The sequence below is a fragment of the Sphingomonas sp. CD22 genome, assembly GCF_034556155.1.
Classification (GTDB): Bacteria; Pseudomonadota; Alphaproteobacteria; order Sphingomonadales; family Sphingomonadaceae; genus Sphingomonas.
On sequence record NZ_JAYDYX010000007.1, the window covers coordinates 57,056 to 72,622 of the forward strand.

The 15,567-nt window shown below is 67.4% G+C and carries 10 protein-coding genes; 5 read left to right on the plus strand and 5 right to left on the minus strand.

Annotated elements, in window-relative coordinates; genetic code table 11:
* Positions 1-122: 122 nt before the first annotated feature.
* Positions 123-1,715, minus strand: a complete 1,593-nt coding sequence (locus tag SFC76_RS14235; RefSeq protein WP_322850098.1) for an isocitrate lyase — start codon at positions 1,713-1,715, stop codon at positions 123-125.
* A 135-nt stretch (positions 1,716-1,850) separates the two neighbouring features.
* On the minus strand, positions 1,851-3,239 hold the full coding sequence (locus SFC76_RS14240; RefSeq protein WP_322850099.1) for a helix-turn-helix domain-containing protein: 1,389 nt from the start codon (positions 3,237-3,239) through the stop codon (positions 1,851-1,853).
* A 306-nt stretch (positions 3,240-3,545) separates the two neighbouring features.
* Here SFC76_RS14240 and SFC76_RS14245 point away from each other — a divergent pair, with 306 nt between their 5' ends.
* The 4 genes from SFC76_RS14245 (at position 3,546) to SFC76_RS14260 (ending at position 8,424) form a co-directional block, all read left to right on the plus strand.
* Positions 3,546-4,520, plus strand: coding sequence for a cation diffusion facilitator family transporter (locus tag SFC76_RS14245; protein WP_322850100.1), 975 nt, complete (start codon positions 3,546-3,548; stop codon positions 4,518-4,520).
* A 191-nt stretch (positions 4,521-4,711) separates the two neighbouring features.
* Positions 4,712-6,358 (plus strand): inorganic phosphate transporter, encoded by a 1,647-nt coding sequence (locus SFC76_RS14250; protein ID WP_322850101.1) that lies wholly within the window; start codon positions 4,712-4,714, stop codon positions 6,356-6,358.
* A 165-nt stretch (positions 6,359-6,523) separates the two neighbouring features.
* Entirely contained in the window at positions 6,524-7,399 is an 876-nt protein-coding gene (locus SFC76_RS14255; protein WP_322850102.1) for a UDP-2,3-diacylglucosamine diphosphatase, read from the plus strand.
* The gene (locus SFC76_RS14260; protein ID WP_322850103.1) at positions 7,399-8,424 is read left to right on the plus strand and encodes a glycosyltransferase family 1 protein; all 1,026 of its coding nucleotides are present in this window, start codon (positions 7,399-7,401) and stop codon (positions 8,422-8,424) included. The genes SFC76_RS14255 and SFC76_RS14260 overlap by 1 nt, the downstream gene beginning before the upstream one ends.
* A 401-nt stretch (positions 8,425-8,825) precedes the next feature.
* On the opposite strand, the gene SFC76_RS14265 is transcribed toward SFC76_RS14260, so the two are convergent.
* From SFC76_RS14265 to SFC76_RS14275, 3 genes are read right to left on the minus strand one after another with little or no spacing between them, the layout of a single operon-like run.
* Positions 8,826-10,409 (minus strand): efflux transporter outer membrane subunit, encoded by a 1,584-nt coding sequence (locus SFC76_RS14265; RefSeq protein ID WP_322850104.1) that lies wholly within the window; start codon positions 10,407-10,409, stop codon positions 8,826-8,828.
* 6 nt (positions 10,410-10,415) lie between these two features.
* On the minus strand, positions 10,416-13,634 hold the full coding sequence (locus SFC76_RS14270; RefSeq protein ID WP_322850105.1) for an efflux RND transporter permease subunit: 3,219 nt from the start codon (positions 13,632-13,634) through the stop codon (positions 10,416-10,418).
* A gap of 6 nt (positions 13,635-13,640) precedes the next feature.
* Positions 13,641-14,831 carry an efflux RND transporter periplasmic adaptor subunit gene (locus SFC76_RS14275; RefSeq protein WP_322850106.1) on the minus strand — a complete coding sequence of 397 codons (1,191 nt, stop codon included), beginning with the start codon at positions 14,829-14,831 and terminating at the stop codon, positions 13,641-13,643.
* A 144-nt stretch (positions 14,832-14,975) separates the two neighbouring features.
* On the opposite strand from SFC76_RS14275, the gene SFC76_RS14280 reads away from it, so the two are divergent.
* Positions 14,976-15,566, plus strand: coding sequence for a helix-turn-helix domain-containing protein (locus SFC76_RS14280; RefSeq protein ID WP_322850107.1), 591 nt, complete (start codon positions 14,976-14,978; stop codon positions 15,564-15,566).
* Position 15,567 lies beyond the last annotated feature (1 nt).

The window sequence follows — 15,567 nt, forward strand, 5'->3', positions numbered from 1 at the left end:
CCGGCGGTCCTGATACATCCGGCTCCGGCTCTTTCTCATCATACAAGAAGTGGAAACGATCGGGAGGCGATCGTTTCCATTAAGGTGTCCATGTTGTCCACGTCGTCCAACATGCGGGGACGTCATGCCGCGAACTGGTTCATCGTATTGTGCGCTCCGCCGGCCTTGAGCGCGGCCTCGCCGGCGAAATAGTCCTTGTGATCGTCGCCGATGTCGGAGCCGGACATGTTCTGGTGCTTCACGCAGGCGATGCCTTCACGGATCTCCCGGCGCTGGACGCCCTCGACGTAGCCGAGCATCCCCGCCTCGCCGAAATACGTCCGGGCGAGCGCATCGGTCGACAGCGCCGCGGTATGATAGGTCGGCAGCGTGATGAGGTGGTGGAAGATCCCCGCCCGCGCCGCCGCATCCCGCTGGAAGGTACGGATGCGCTCGTCCGCCTCGGCGCCGAGGTCGGTGGCGTCGTAATCGACCGACATCAGCCGCGCGCGATCGTAGCCCGACACGTCGCGCCCCGCCTCCCCCCAGGCATCGTAGACCTGCTGGCGGAAGTTGAGCGTCCAGTTGAAGCTCGGGCTGTTGTTGTAGACGAGCTTGGCATCGGGGACGACCGCGCGGATGCGGTCGACCATCGACGCGATCTGCTCGATATGCGGCTTCTCGGTCTCGATCCACAACAGGTCGGCGCCGTTCTGCAAGCTGGTGATGCAATCGAGCACGCAGCGGTCCGCCCCCGTCCCCTCGCGGAACTGGAACAGGTTGGACGGCAGCCGCTTCGGCCGCAGCAATTTGCCGTCGCGGCTGATGACCACGTCGCCGTTGCCGACCTGGGCGACATCGACCTCTTCGCAATCGAGGAAGCCGTTATATTGGTCGCCGAGATCGCCGGGCGCCTTCGAATAGGCGATCTGCTTGGTCAGCCCGGCACCGAGCGAATCGGTGCGGGTGACGATGATCCCGTCGTCGACGCCGAGTTCGAGGAAGGCGTAGCGGCAGGCGCGCACCTTCGCGAGGAAGTCCTCGTGCGGCACGGTGACCTTGCCGTCCTGATGCCCGCATTGCTTCTCGTCGCTGACCTGGTTCTCGATCTGGAGCGCGCAGGCGCCCGCTTCGATCATCGTCTTGGCGAGCAGATAGGTCGCCTCGGCATTGCCGAAGCCGGCGTCGATATCGGCGATGATCGGCACGACATGCGTCTGGTGTCCGTCGATCGCCTGCGTCAGCCGCTGCGCCTCGACCGCGTTGCCGGCGGCGCGCGCCTTATCGAGGTCGCGGAACAACAGGCTGAGCTCGCGGGCGTCGGCCTGCCGCAGGAAGGTGTAGAGTTCCTCGATCAGCGCCGACACCTTGGTCTTCTCGTGCATCGACTGGTCGGGCAGCGGGCCGAACTCGCTGCGCAGAGCCGCGACCATCCAGCCCGACAGGTAGAGATAGCGCCGGTCGGTGGTACCGAAATGCTTCTTGATGCTGATCATCTTCTGCTGGCCGATGAAGCCGTGCCAGCAGCCGAGCGATTGGGTGTAGGCGGACGGATCGGCGTCATAGGCGGCCATGTCGCGGCGCATGATCGCGGCGGTGTAGCGCGCGATGTCGAGCCCGGTGCAGAAGCGATTCTGGAGCCGCATGCGTGCAACCGCTTCGGCGTCGATCCCGCCCCAGGTCGCCTGTCCGCCGATAAGGCGGGTCGCGGTGCCGATCTGCTGCTGGTAGGTCATGTCCACATCCTCGCTTGGATTCGATGCGAGAGCTGTATTCAAATTTACACGCAGGACTGTGGTATTAGCAGTGAAGATCGCGTCACGATGTCAAATCAGCGGCTCATTCCATGTCGACTTGTACGCAAGCTTTCATCAATCGCCGGCGAAGGTGAAGCCCGAGACCCCGCGATCGCGCTCGTTGATCAGCAGCGCCCGCCCCGCCGGTGGCGCCGAACGTTGCGGACAGTCCGTGCGGTGGCAGGCGCGACAACCGAGGCCGATCGGCGTCGCATCCCCTTTCAGATCGACGCCCCTCGCGACCGCCAGCGCCCCGCCCAGCTCCGCCGCCACACCGATCCCGACCGCAAATTCGGCGAGGACGCCGCCATACCGGCGGCGCTGCGGCGTCACCGTGCGCGCGATCGTCAGCCAGCGCGCGCCATCCTCAAGCTCGACGAGCTGCACCGCGAGGCTCCCCGGCCGGTCGAAGGCGTGATGGAGCCGCCACAACGGGCAACGCCCCTCCGCCTCGGCGAGCGGCGACGCGCTCGCGCCCGAGAAGCGCTTCGAACATTGCCCGGCGCGATCGATGCGGATCAGGAAGAACGGCAGCCCCCGCGCGCCGACACGATGCAAGGTGGTCAGCCGATGCGCGACCTGCTCGAACCCCGCCCCGAACCGGCGCTGAAGCAGCTCCAGATCATAGCCCGTCGATTCGCACGCCCGCAGGAAGCGCGCATAGGGCATCATCACCGCCGCGGCGAAATAGCTGGCGAGATGGCGGCGGAACAGCCGCTCGGCGGAGCGATCGGCGAAGTCCGCGCCCTTGGCGAGCGCGTCGATCTCCGCCCGCGCCTCGATCTGCGCGAGTTGATAGGCGGCCGCGAAGGTCCGCGACGCCGGATCGAGCACCTCGCTCAACTGGAGCTGGCGGGCGTGGAGGTCGAGCCGCCGCAACAGATCGGGCATCACGTCCATCGGCAGGATGCGGATGGTGAGCTGATGCTTGACGCGCAGCCGCTCGGCGATCGCGCCGTAAAGGTCGCCCGCCCCCAGCCGCAATTCATCCGCCAGCGCCTCCGCGATGCCGTCGAGATCGGCGAAATGGCCGCGCCAGCGCTCGATCTCGCGGCGCACCTCGGCGACCGGATCGACGCCGTCCGACACGCCGCTGCCGCCCCCCGCGCCGAGCCGGTCATAGGCGCGCGCGAACGCTTCGGCGCCACCGGGCGCGCCGGCAAGCCATTCGCCGACCTCGTTGCGATCGATCTCGAGATCGGCGAACATCGGGTCGGCCAGCCGCCGCCGCATCGCCGCCTCGCCGCCGCCCGGCTCGCCCGCGGTAAGCGCGCGCGGATCGAAGTCGTAGGATTCGGCGAGCTTGACCAGCAAAGTCGCCGAAAGAGGCCGCTGATTGCGCTCGACGAGGTTGAGATAGCTGGACGAAATCGCCAAAGCCTCGGCCATCGCCGCCTGCGTCAGCCCGGCCTGCCGCCGGAGCCGGCGCACTGCATGGCCGGCAAACAATTTACGCTCGGCCATCGTCGCCCCTCCAGACGATCGAGGATCGGGTACGGAGAGCCTTTTGTCAATTCCTTACACATTGACGAAGCGACATGTCCGCACGGTGGACAAGACGACCTCGCCTGCCTGTCGCCGCCCCTGCCGCCGCGTCGCGTCTCTAGCTAACGGAATTGTCGAGAGTTTCCTGGGGAGGAAAGGTGGCCGCCGGTGTTTCGTACACCGGCGGCCATTCCCGTTATGGCGTGTTGTCCTGTGACGGGAGCCACATCACCCGTTCGCGCGTACCCTCCTCTGCGGTATCGACATCGCCGACAGGGAGTAGGGATGACTCAAGGGCTGACCGCGCGGATTCGCGAGAATATCGTTCTATACGGCGCGCTCGCCGCCAATCTCGGGATCGGCGTCGCCAAATTCGTCGCCGCCGGCATCACCGGCTCCTCGTCGATGCTGACCGAGGGCGTGCATAGCTGCGTCGACAGCGGCAACCAGATCCTGCTCCTCTACGGCCAGCATCGCGCCAAGCGGCAGCCCGACGCCATCCATCCCTTCGGCTATGGCCGCGAATTATACTTCTGGGCGTTCGTCGTCGCGATCCTGATCTTCGCGGTCGGCGCGGGCGTGTCGGTCTACGAAGGCTATCTGCATATCCTCGAACCCGAGCCGCTGCGCGATCCGCTGGTCAATTATATCGTGCTCGCCATCGCCTTTGCGATGGAGGGCGCATCGTGGTTCATCGCGATGCGCGAATTCGCCAAGGCCAAGGGTGACAGCGGCTGGTGGCGCGCGATCCGCCAGAGCAAGGACCCGGCCGGGTTCATCGTGCTGTTCGAGGATTCCGCCGCGCTCGCCGGGTTGGTGATCGCCGGCATCGGCGTCTGGGCGAGCCATGCCTTCGCCGATCCGCGCATCGACGGCGTCGCCTCGATCCTGATCGGCCTGATCCTCGGGCTGGTCGCGATACTGCTCGCCCGCGAGGCAAAGGGCCTGCTGATCGGCGAGCGGGCCAATCCGCACGTCGTGGAAACCGTCCGCAGCATCGTCGCGGCGCATCCGGCGGTGAGCGCCGTCAACCACGTCCGCACGATTCACACCGCACCGGATGCGATCTTCGTCGCGGTCAGCGCGGATTTCGTCGATACCGTCACGATGGGCGATGGCGAGACGATCATCGAGGAAATGGAGGATCAGTTGCGCGAGGCGGTCCCGACGCTGTCCTCGATCTATATCCGCCCCGAGAAAAGCGAGAATGCGGCGACACTGACGAGGATGCAGACGGAGGCGGCACACGACGCGACGTGACGCAAAATCCGTCACACGAATGTAGGGCCGAAGCCATCTTTGGTTTTCCGAGCGAATTCACCGGTTAAGGCACCGGCGATGGCGATGGCCGCGATCCACGGCGCGGTTTTGCGGCCCGACGGCGCCGCCGACGGTTATGCGCTGCGTCGATTTGTCACGAACCCGTCACATCCGCGGTGCACCGCGCCGACATGGCTACAACGGTTTCCGCCGCGTCCGCACCCACCCCCTCGCACGGTCCGCGCCTTGATGCGCATCTGCACCCGGCGGGGCGATGGATCTTCCTCGCCGTCCTCGTCGGCGCGCTGGGCTATGCCGGGGGCAGCGTCATCTCCGATACCGCCGAGGTCGGCGAGACGCTGGCGACCGGCGTCTTCCTGTTCCTCGCGCTGGCGCTGCTGATCGCGCTCGGGTTCGAATTCGTCAACGGCTTCCACGATACCGCCAATGCGGTGGCGACGGTGATCTACACGCACGCCATGCCGGCGCCGCTCGCGGTGGTCTGGTCGGGCTTCTTCAACTTCCTCGGCGTGCTGCTGTCGTCGGGCGCGGTCGCCTATTCGATCGTCACGTTGCTGCCGATCGAACTGATCCTCCACATCGGCTCGGCGGGCGGGTTCGCGATGATCTTCGCGTTGCTGCTCGCCGCGGTGCTGTGGAACCTCGCCACCTGGTATGTCGGCCTGCCCAATTCGTCGAGCCATGCGCTGATCGGCTCGATCCTCGGTGTCGGCCTTGCCAATCAATTGCTGTCGCGCGGGCTCGGCGGCACCTCGGGTGTCGATTGGAGCCAGGCGCAGAAGGTATTGTCCGGCCTGTTGTTCAGTCCGCTGATCGGCTTCGCCGGCGCGCTGGTGCTGCTGCTGGTGATGAAGCGCTTCATGCGCGATCCCAAACTCTACAGCGCACCGCGGACCGACGCGCCGCCGCCGCGCGGCATCCGCGCGACGCTGATCCTCACCTGCACCGCGGTCAGCTTCGCGCACGGCAGCAACGACGGGCAGAAGGGCATGGGGCTCATCATGCTGATCCTGATCGGCTGCGCGCCCACCGCCTACGCGCTGAACCGTACGGTGCCGCAGAGCGCGATGCCCGCCTTCGTCGCGCAGGCACGCTCGGCCGAGGCGATCTTCGCCCGCCAGCCGGGGCCGGAGCCGCGCTCGATCGACGCCGCACGCGCGACGGTGACGAAGGGTCTCGCCACCCGCCACATCGACACGCCCGCGGTCTACGGCGCGCTGTCGTCGCTGTCGCGCGACGTCGGCGACCGGCTGGCCAGCTACGGTTCGCTCGACAAGGTGCCCGCCGCGGCGACGCCCAATCTGCGCGGCGACATGTATCTGGTGCTCGACGCCAGCAAGATGGTGGTCGCCGACGAAGGCGCGCAGAGCCGCTTCACCGCGCAGGACATCGAAGGCATCAAGAGCTACAGCGGCGCGCTCGAAAAGGGCACGCGCTTCATCCCCTTCTGGGTGAAGGTGACCGTCGCGATCGCGCTGGGGCTCGGCACGATGGTCGGCTGGCGGCGGATCGTCGTCACCGTCGGTGAGCGGATCGGCAAGACCCATCTCACCTACGGCATGGGCATGTCGGCCGAGCTGGTCACCGCGGCGACGATCCTGCTCGCCGACCGCTTCGGTCACCTGCCGGTATCGACGACGCACATCCTGTCCTCGGGCGTCGCCGGCGCCTCGGTGGCGAACGGCGCCGGGCTGCAATGGCGGACGATCCGCAACATGGCGCTCGCCTGGGTGATGACACTGCCCGCGGCGATGCTGCTCGCCGGAGGCCTCTATTGGGCGCTGCTCACCGTGCTGCGCACGACGATGGCGGTGTAAGCCGCCATAACCGAGCAAAGCGGCGCCGGGACGCTCACCTGACCGGCCCCTTCGACGCTTTGGGTCCGATCCGGATCGCAACATGATCGTCACGCTGCCGTGATCGCAGCGTCACATCCATCTGGCATGTCGGCATCGGGGACAGCGGGTCCCCGGGGGCCGATGATGACCACCAAAGATGTGAGCAGCGCCGACGTTCTTGCCTTTCTGCCGCAGCGGCCGATCGTCGCCGAACGGTCCGACATCGCCCGGCGGCGCTTCCGCACCATCTGGATTTCCGACGTCCATCTCGGCACGCGCGGCTGCAACGCCGACATGCTGATCGACTTCCTCGACCATGTCGACAGCGAGCAATTGTATCTGGTCGGCGACATGATCGACGGCTGGCGGCTCAAGAAGAAATTCTACTGGCCCGCGGCGCATAACGACGTCGTCTGGCGGCTGATGAAGCGCGCCAAGCGCGGCACCCGCGTCACCTATATCCCCGGCAATCACGACGAGGTGTTCCGCCAGTTCGCCGGCATGGACTTCGGCGGCGTCAAGATCCGCCGCAAGGCGATCCACACCACCGCCGACGGTCGCCGCCTGCTGGTGCTGCACGGCGACGAATTCGACGCGATCACACTCGCCCACCGCTGGCTCTCGCTGGTCGGCGACAGCGCCTATACCGCGCTCATGGTCCTCAACCGCTGGGTCAATGCGGGACGGCGGCGGCTCGGCATGCCCTATTGGTCGCTGTCGAAGCACGCCAAGGCCAAGGTCAAGAATGCGGTCGCCTTCATCTCGCGCTTCGAGGAAGTGGTGGCGCATGCGGCGGGATCGCGCGGCGTCGACGGCGTCGTCTGCGGCCATATCCACACCGCCGAGATCCGCCAAATCGGCGACGTCGCTTATTATAACGACGGCGATTGGGTCGAAGGCTGCACCGCCTTGGTCGAACATTTCGACGGCCGGATGGAATTGCTGCTGTGGGGCGACGAGATCGCCGCACGGGTCGCGACGGAACGCGCCGCGACCCGCGCCGGGACGATCGCCGCCTGATGCGGGTCGCGCTCGTCACCGACGCCTGGCAGCCGCAGGTCAATGGCGTCGTCCGCACGCTCAGCGCGATCAAACGCGAAGTCGAGGCGCAGGGGCACGAACTCCTCGTCGTCTCGCCCGAGCGCTTCGCCAGCCTGCCCTGCCCGAGCTATCCGGAGATCCGCCTGGCGCTCGCCGGCGGGCGCAGCATCGGCCGGCTGATCCGCGCCTTCGACGCCGATGCGATCCATATCGCGACCGAAGGACCGCTCGGCGTCGCGGCGCGGCGCTGGTGCCTCGCCAAGGGGCTGCGCTTCACCACCGCCTATCACACGCAATTCCCCGATTACGTCGCCGCGCGGACCGGCGTCAGCGCGGAATGGATCTGGCGCTACATCCGCTGGTTCCACGCCCCCGCCGACGCGATCCTGACCTCGACGCCCTCCGTCGATGCCGCATTGCGCGCGCATGGCCTCACCCGGCTGCGCCGATGGGGACGCGGCGTCGATCTCGCCGTGTTTTCCGCCGAGGGTGCGGTCGATCCGGCGATCACCGCGCTGCCCGGACCGATCCAGCTCTACGTCGGCCGGGTCGCGGTCGAGAAGAATATCGAGGCGTTTCTCGAGACGCAGGTGGCGGGCACCAAGGTGGTGGTCGGCGACGGACCGGCGCGGGCGGCGCTCGCCGCGCGCTATCCCGATGCGCATTTCCTCGGGCCGCGGTTCGGCGAGGCGCTCGCCGCCGCCTATCGCAGCGCCGACGTGCTGGTCTTTCCGAGCCGCACCGACACGTTCGGGCTGGTGATGATCGAGGCGCTCGCCTGCGGCACCCCCGTCGCGGCGCTGCCAGCGCCGGGGCCGGTGGATGTACTCGACGCCGAGGTCGGCGCGATCGACGACGATCTCGAGACGGCGATCGCGGCGGCGCTGACGCGGAGCCGGCGCGCCTGCGTGGACTATGCCGCGCAATTCACCTGGGACGCGAGCGCCCGCCAGTTCCTCGACAGCCTCGCGCCGATCCGCGTTCCAGAGGCCTGCGCGGCCTGACGGTTTGCCGGCAAGGGGCGCGATCGCGGATGGTATGCGGCAATTTGCGCGCCGGGTAGCGATCCACCGCGGCGCAGCGAGCGTTCTGAGAAGCGCTTTAAGTACCCCGGCGAAGGCCGGGGCCCAGTTGGGTGAAGGTTTGCGGTAACTCACAACCGCTCTCCCGACTGGGCCCCGGCCTCCGCCGGGGTACAGCCTTGGTGCATTATGCCGGCTTGTGCCGGCTTGTACGGAGGTCTCGCAGAAGCAGGATCGGGTTTGACGGTGAGCGGCAACGATCGAGCCACGTTGCTGCTCCCGATCGGGCGGACGGCAGGCGTTCCAGGCGCCACCCGCCGTAGGTGTTCCCGCTTCCGCGGGAACACTGACGCGGCATTCACGGCAGGGGAGGCCCCCTCACCTCACTTCGCGGCGGTGGTCGGCCGGACCTGCGGATCGTCCACGTCCAGTCCGCCGCCCAGCGACCGGTACAATTCCACCAGATTGCTGCCGCGGCTCAACCGCGTCGTCACCAGCTGCTGTTGCGCGGCATAGGCGGTGCGCTGCGAGTCGAGCGTGGTCAAGAACGATTCGACCCCCGCCCGGTAGCGCGCGTCCGAAATCCGCAGCGCGACGTTCGCCGCCTCGACGCGCGCGCTCTGCGCCGCGACCTGTTCGTCGATCGTGCCGCGCTGCGCCAGGGCATCGGCGACCTCGCGGAACGCGGTCTGCACCGTCTTCTCATAGGTCGAGACGGCCGATTGCTGCTGCGCGCGGGCGAGATCGACGTTGCCGCGCAGGCGGCCGCCGTCGAACAGCGGCAGCGAGACCGAGGGCGCGCCGGTGTAGGTGAAGCTGCCGCCGGCGAACAATCCGCTGAGCGCGGAGCTGATCGTCCCCAAAGTCGCGGTCAGCGAGATGCGCGGGAACAGCGCCGCCCGCGCCGCACCGATATTGGCGTTCTGCGCGATGAGCTGATGCTCCGCCTGCAACACGTCGGGCCGGCGCAGCAGGACGTCCGAGGCGAGACCCGCCGGCAGCACCTGCAGCGCGGCATCGCCGTTGCCGAGGCCCTGCGGCAGCAAGGGCGTCGCCACCGGCGTGCCGACGAGCAGGTCGAGCGCATTCTTGTCCTGCGCCACCCGCGTCTTCAGCACGGCGATGTCGTTGCGCGCGCCCTGATAGGTCGTCTCCGCCTGCCGCGCCTCCAGCTCGGAGGCGACGCCGATGCGGAATTGCGCACGCGTCAGCTCGAGCGATTGCGCGAACGAGGCCAGCGACCGCTGCGAGATGGCGAGCTGGTCCTGATCCGACGCCAGCGTCAGCCACGCGTTGGCGATTTCCGCGATCAGGCTGATCCGCGTCGACCGCTGCGCCTCCTCGGTCGCGAAATATTGCTCGAGCGCCGCCCGGTTGAGGTTGCGCACCCGCCCGAACAGGTCGAGCTCGAACGCCGAGAAACCGGCGTTGACCGAGTAGAATTCGAAGTTCGACGAGCTCGATCCGATCGCGCCCGCGGTGCCGCCGCCCGCATTCGATCCCGTGCCCCCCGTCCCGGTCCCGCCGGTGCCACCCGTGCCCGTGCCGCCCGTGCCGCCCGTACCACCGCTGCTGGTGCCGCCGCTCGCCGCACCGCCCAGCGTGCTCGCCGCACCCTGGATATTGTTGGTGTAGGTGCCCGATGCCGACAGGCTGGTCGACGGCACCAGATCGGCGCGCTGGATGCGATATTGCGCGCGCGCCTGGAGCACGTTGGCCGCCGCGACGCGCAGGTCGCGGTTGTTCTCCAGCCCCAGCGCGATCGTGTTGCGCAGCCGTTCGTCGGTGAAGAAATCGCGCCAGCCGATCTTGGTCACGTCAGGCGCATCGGTCGCCGCCGCCGGATAGACGCCGCCCTGCGGCAACGCCGCCGGCACTTCGCCCACCGGCCGCACGTAATGCGGCGCGAGGTTGCAGCCGGCGAGCGCGGTCGCGCCCAGCAGGCCGAGGAGGATCTTGCTCGTCATCACCACTCAGGCTCCCTGCGGCGCGGGCGTCGGCCCGTGTGCGCCGTCGTCATGCGGCCGGTCGTCGTCGGGACGATCGTCATGCGCCGCGTCCTTCTCGCCGCGCTTGCCATGTTCGTCGTGGCCGAACAGGCGGAGCACGACGATGAAGAACATCGGCACGAAGAAGATCGCGAGGATCGTCGCCGACAGCATGCCGCCGACCACCGCGCGGCCGATCGCATTCTGTCCGCCCGCGCCCGCGCCGGTCGAGATCGCCAGCGGCAACACGCCGAAGATGAACGCCAGCGACGTCATCAGGATCGGGCGGAGGCGCAATTTGGCCGCCTCCACCGCCGCCTCGAAGGGTCGCATCCCCTCGTTGATCCGCTCCTCCGCGAATTCGACGATCAGGATCGCGTTCTTCGCCGAGACGCCGATCGTCGTGATCAGGCCGACCTGCAGATAGATGTCGCTGTTGAGCCCGGTCAGCGTCGCCGCGAGCAGCGCGCCGATGATCCCCAACGGCACCACCAGCATGACCGAGATCGGCACCGACCAGCTCTCGTACAAAGCGGCGAGGCAGAGGAAGACGATCAGCAGCGACAGGCCGTACAAGGCCGGTGCCTGGCCACCCGACAACCGTTCCTCGTAACTGAGCCCGGTCCATTCGAGCCCGGTGCCCGGCGGCAGCTTGGCGTGCATCGCCTCGATCGCCTTCATCGCCGCGCCGGACGACACGCCCGGTGCCGGCTGGCCGAGGATTTCCATCGACGGCAGGCCGTTATAGCGGGTGAGCTGCGCCGGGGCCTGCGCCCAGGCGATCGTCGAGAACGCGGTGAACGGCGCCATCGTGCCGGTCTCGCTGCGCACGTAGAAGTTGCCGAGGTCCTCGGGCTTCAGACGATAGGCGGTATCCGCCTGGATATAGACGCGTTTGACGCGGCCGCGATCGATGAAGTCGTTGACATAGGCACCGCCCCAGGCGGTCGAGATCGTGTTGTTGACCGCGGTCAGGTCGAGCCCGAGCGCACGTGCCTTGTCCTGATCGACCTCGATCTTGAGCTGCGGCGCGTCGTCGAGCGCGTTGGGGCGCACGCCGATCAGCGACTTGTCCTGCGACGCCATGCCGAGCAGCATGTTGCGCGCCGCGAGCAGCTTCTCGTGACCGATTCCCGCCTCGTCGACCAATTGCAGATCGAAGCCGCTGGCATTGCCCAATTCCTGCACCGCCGGCGGGATCACCGCGAAGATCAGCGCATCCTTGAACTGCGACAAGGCGCCCATCGCCCGGCCGGCGATCGCCTGCGCCTTGTTGGCGCCGCCCTCGCGATGCGACCATTCCTGCAACGGAATGAACGCGATACCGCTGTTCTGGCCCTGGCCGGCGAAGCTGAAGCCGTTGATCGTGTAGACGCCCTGGACGTTGCTGCCCTCGTTCTTGAGGAAATGGTCCTTGATCGCGTCGAGACCCTTCTGCGTCCGCGCGGTGGTGGCGCCCGGAGGCCCCTGCACCAGCGCGATCATGATCCCCTGATCCTCTTCCGGCAGGAAGCCGGTGGGCAGGCGGACGAACAGCACCGCCATGCCGATGACGATCAGCAGATAGACGAGCATCGACCGCTTCCAGCTGCGCGCGGTGCTGCGCACGCCCTTTTCGTAGCGGTTCTGGCCACGTTCGAACTTGTCGTTGAACCAGCGGAAGAAGCGGGCGAGCGGCCCGTTGCCCTCCGCCTTGCCGGGATCGTGCGGCTTGAGGATCGTCGCGCACAGCGCCGGGGTAAGGATCAGCGCGACCGTCACCGACAGCACCATCGCCGAGACGATCGTGATCGAGAACTGGCGATAGATGACGCCCGTCGATCCGCCGAAGAACGCCATCGGCAGGAACACCGCCGACAGCACCAGCGCGATGCCGATCAGCGCGCCGGTGATCTCGTCCATCGACTTGCGCGCCGCCTCCTTGGGGCTCAGCCCCTCGGTCTGGATCAGGCGTTCGACGTTCTCGACCACGACGATCGCGTCGTCGACCAATAGGCCGATGGCGAGCACCATGCCGAACAACGTCAGCGTGTTGATCGAGAAACCGGCGACGCCGAGGATCGCGAACGTGCCGAGCAGCACCACCGGCACCGCGATCGTCGGGATCAGCGTCGCACGGAAGTTCTGGAGGAACAGGAACATGACGAGGAAGACGAGGATCACCGCCTCGATCAGCGTATGCACGACCTGCTCCACCGACAGCCGCACGAACGGCGACGTGTCATAGGGGTAGATGACCTTGACGTCGGGCGGGAATTGCTTGGCGATCGCGTTGACGCGGGTCTTCACCGCCTCGACGGTGTCGAGCGCGTTGGCGCCCGGCGCCAGCTTGATGCCGATGCCCGACGCGGGCTTGCCGTTCCACTGCGCCGAGAAGCCGTAATTCTCCGCGCCGATCCCGACGCGCGCGACGTCGCCGAGCCGCACCACCGACCCGTCGGTGTTGCTCTTCAGCCGGATCGCGGCGAACTGCTCGGGCGAGGTGAGGCGCGATTCCACCGAGACGGTGGCGTTGAGCATCTGCTCCTTGGGCGCGGGCTGCGCGCCGATCTGGCCCGCGGAGACCTGCGCGTTCTGCGCGGTGATCGCCGACGTCACGTCGGTCATCGTCAGCGCGTAATTGTTGAGCTTGATCGGATCGACCCAGATGCGCATCGCATATTGCGAGCCGAACACCTGCGTATCGCCGACGCCGTTCACGCGGGCGAGCGGATCCTGCAGCTTCGACGCGACATAGTCGGACAGATCGATGTCGCTGTGGCTGCCGTCCGCCGAATAGAGGCCGACGAACATCAGGAAGTTCTGCGTCGCCTTGGCGACGACCAGTCCCTGGCGCTGCACCTCCTGCGGCAACAGCGGCGTCGCCGCCTGCAATTTGTTCTGGACCTGCACCTGCGCGACGTCGGGGTCGGTACCCTGTTCGAAGGTCAGCGTGACGGTGACGGTGCCCGCCGACGACGAGGAGGACGAGAAATAGCGAAGGTTGTCGATCCCCTTCATCTGCTGCTCGATGATCTGCGTCGTCGTATTTTCGAGCGTGGTCGCGTCGGCACCCGGATAGGTGGCGGTGATCGACACCGCCGACGGCGCGATCGCCGGGAACTGCGCGATCGGCAGCGAGCGGATCGCGAGGACGCCGGCGAGCATCAGGATGATCGCGATCACCCAGGCGAAGATCGGCCGGTCGATGAAATAGCGGGCCATGACGGGTTACTTCGCCTGTGCTGCGGGCGCGCCGGCACCCTGCGGTGCGGCGGCCGGTTTGGCATTGGGGTCCCAGGGCTTGCCCTGGACGGCCATGCCGGGGCGCAGCATCATGCCGCCCTCGACGATGACCTTGTCGCCCGGCTTGATGCCGCCGGTGACGAGCCAGTTATCGCCGATCGTGCGGCTGGTCTGGAGCGTGCGCGGCTGGACCTTGCCGTCGCTGCCGATGACCATCGTCGTCGCCTGCCCCTTTTCGTCGCGGCTGACCGCGCGCTGCGGCACCAGCAGCGCCTTGGCCTGCGTGCCCTCGACCAGCGCGGCGCGGACGAACATGCCGGGCAGCAACAGGCCGTTGGGATTGGGGAAGAGTGCGCGGATCGTCTGCGAGCCGGTGGTCGGATCGACGGTGACGTCGGCGAAGCGCAGCGTCCCCTGCGGGCCATAGGCCGTGCCGTCCTCCAGCGTCAGCTTGACGCGGGCGTTGCCGTCGCGGGTCAGCTGGCCGCTCATGATCTGCTGGCGCAGCTTGAGCAGGCCGGCGCTCGACTGCTGGATGTCGACATAGATCGGGTCGAGCCGCTGGATCGTCGCCAATGCCTGCGTCTGCGAGGCGGAGACGAGCGCGCCGGTGGTGAACAGCGAGCGGCCGATACGGCCGGAGATCGGCGCGCGGATCGTCGTACGCGCCAGATCGATCTGCGCGGTCCGCAACGCGGCCTGCTGCGCGGCGACATCGGCCTGCGCCTGCTGCGCGGTGGTCTGCGAATTCTCATATTCCTGGCGGGCGATCGCGTTGATCTTGACCAGTTCGCCATACCGGCGCGCGAGCGCGGCGGTGGAGGCGATGTTGGCCCGGGCGCGGGTCAGCGCGGCACGCGCGCTGGCGACCTGCGCCTCATAGGGGGCCGAATCGATGCTGTAGAGCGGCTGTCCGGCGCGGACCATGTCGCCCTCGGTGAACAGGCGCTTCAGGATCAGGCCGTTGACCTGCGGACGCACGTCCGACGTCTCATAGGCCGTGGTGCGCCCCGGCAGTTCCGTGGTCAGCGTCACCGGCTGTTCACGTACCACGAGGTAACCGACCTGCGGCGGGCCTTGCGGCGCCTGCTGTTGCTGCTGCTGGTTGCCGCCGCCGCACGCCGCCAGCGCCAGTGCCAACGCAAGCACCGCCACCCCGTGTCGCATATTCGCCATGCAAATTGTCCGCTAGTAAGAATGTGAGTGATCGATCACTCACGCCCTGCTACAACCAGTTATGAACAGGCGTCAAGGCTCGCCGACGAGGATGGAATGATCGACTCGAATATTTGTTGCGGTGCACAACGAAACAATGCGGAAATGCGCCGGTTTCGGGTGATCGAGGCCGCGCGCAGGCTGTTCATCGAAAACGGCTTCCATGCCACCGGCATCGCCCAGATCGCGCGCGAATCGGGCGTCGCGGTCGGCCAGCTCTACCGCGATTTTTCCGCCAAGGAGGACATCGTCGCGGCGATCGTCAATTCCGACTGCCGCTCGTTCCTCGGCGCCGAAACGCTGCGCCACGCGATCCAGCACGGCGACGTCGGGCAAGTGGTGACCTGGGTCCATCAGCTCGTCACCCCCGACAAGGACGAAGGCGACCCCCGCCTGTTCGCCGAGATCCTGGCCGAAGCGGCGCGCAACGTCCGCATCGCGTCGATCTTCAACGCCACGCACCGCGACGTACGGCAGTTGATGCTCGAAGCGCTGGAGATGCTGGCCCCCGGCGCGGCGCTGGCGGACCGCCGGTCGGCGCTGGCGGACGTCATCCTCATCATGTCGCTGGGCATGCTGCACCACGGCATGATGCGGCCCGAAGAGGACGATCAGCCGCTGGTCGACGCGCTCACCGCGACGATCGATCGCGACATCGATTCGCTGCGCCGGGCGGCGGAAACCATGGCCGCCTGAC

Bases quoted from the DNA above. Each gene is read 5' to 3' on its own strand.
- SFC76_RS14235 (WP_322850098.1), bottom strand. From the start codon at position 1,715: ATGACCTACCAGCAGCAGATCGGCACCGCGACCCGCCTTATCGGCGGA.
- SFC76_RS14240 (WP_322850099.1), bottom strand. From the start codon at position 3,239: ATGGCCGAGCGTAAATTGTTTGCCGGCCATGCAGTGCGCCGGCTCCGG.
- SFC76_RS14245 (WP_322850100.1), top strand. From the start codon at position 3,546: ATGACTCAAGGGCTGACCGCGCGGATTCGCGAGAATATCGTTCTATAC.
- SFC76_RS14250 (WP_322850101.1), top strand. From the start codon at position 4,712: ATGGCTACAACGGTTTCCGCCGCGTCCGCACCCACCCCCTCGCACGGT.
- SFC76_RS14255 (WP_322850102.1), top strand. From the start codon at position 6,524: ATGACCACCAAAGATGTGAGCAGCGCCGACGTTCTTGCCTTTCTGCCG.
- SFC76_RS14260 (WP_322850103.1), top strand. From the start codon at position 7,399: ATGCGGGTCGCGCTCGTCACCGACGCCTGGCAGCCGCAGGTCAATGGC.
- SFC76_RS14265 (WP_322850104.1), bottom strand. From the start codon at position 10,409: ATGACGAGCAAGATCCTCCTCGGCCTGCTGGGCGCGACCGCGCTCGCC.
- SFC76_RS14270 (WP_322850105.1), bottom strand. From the start codon at position 13,634: ATGGCCCGCTATTTCATCGACCGGCCGATCTTCGCCTGGGTGATCGCG.
- SFC76_RS14275 (WP_322850106.1), bottom strand. From the start codon at position 14,831: ATGGCGAATATGCGACACGGGGTGGCGGTGCTTGCGTTGGCACTGGCG.
- SFC76_RS14280 (WP_322850107.1), top strand. From the start codon at position 14,976: ATGCGCCGGTTTCGGGTGATCGAGGCCGCGCGCAGGCTGTTCATCGAA.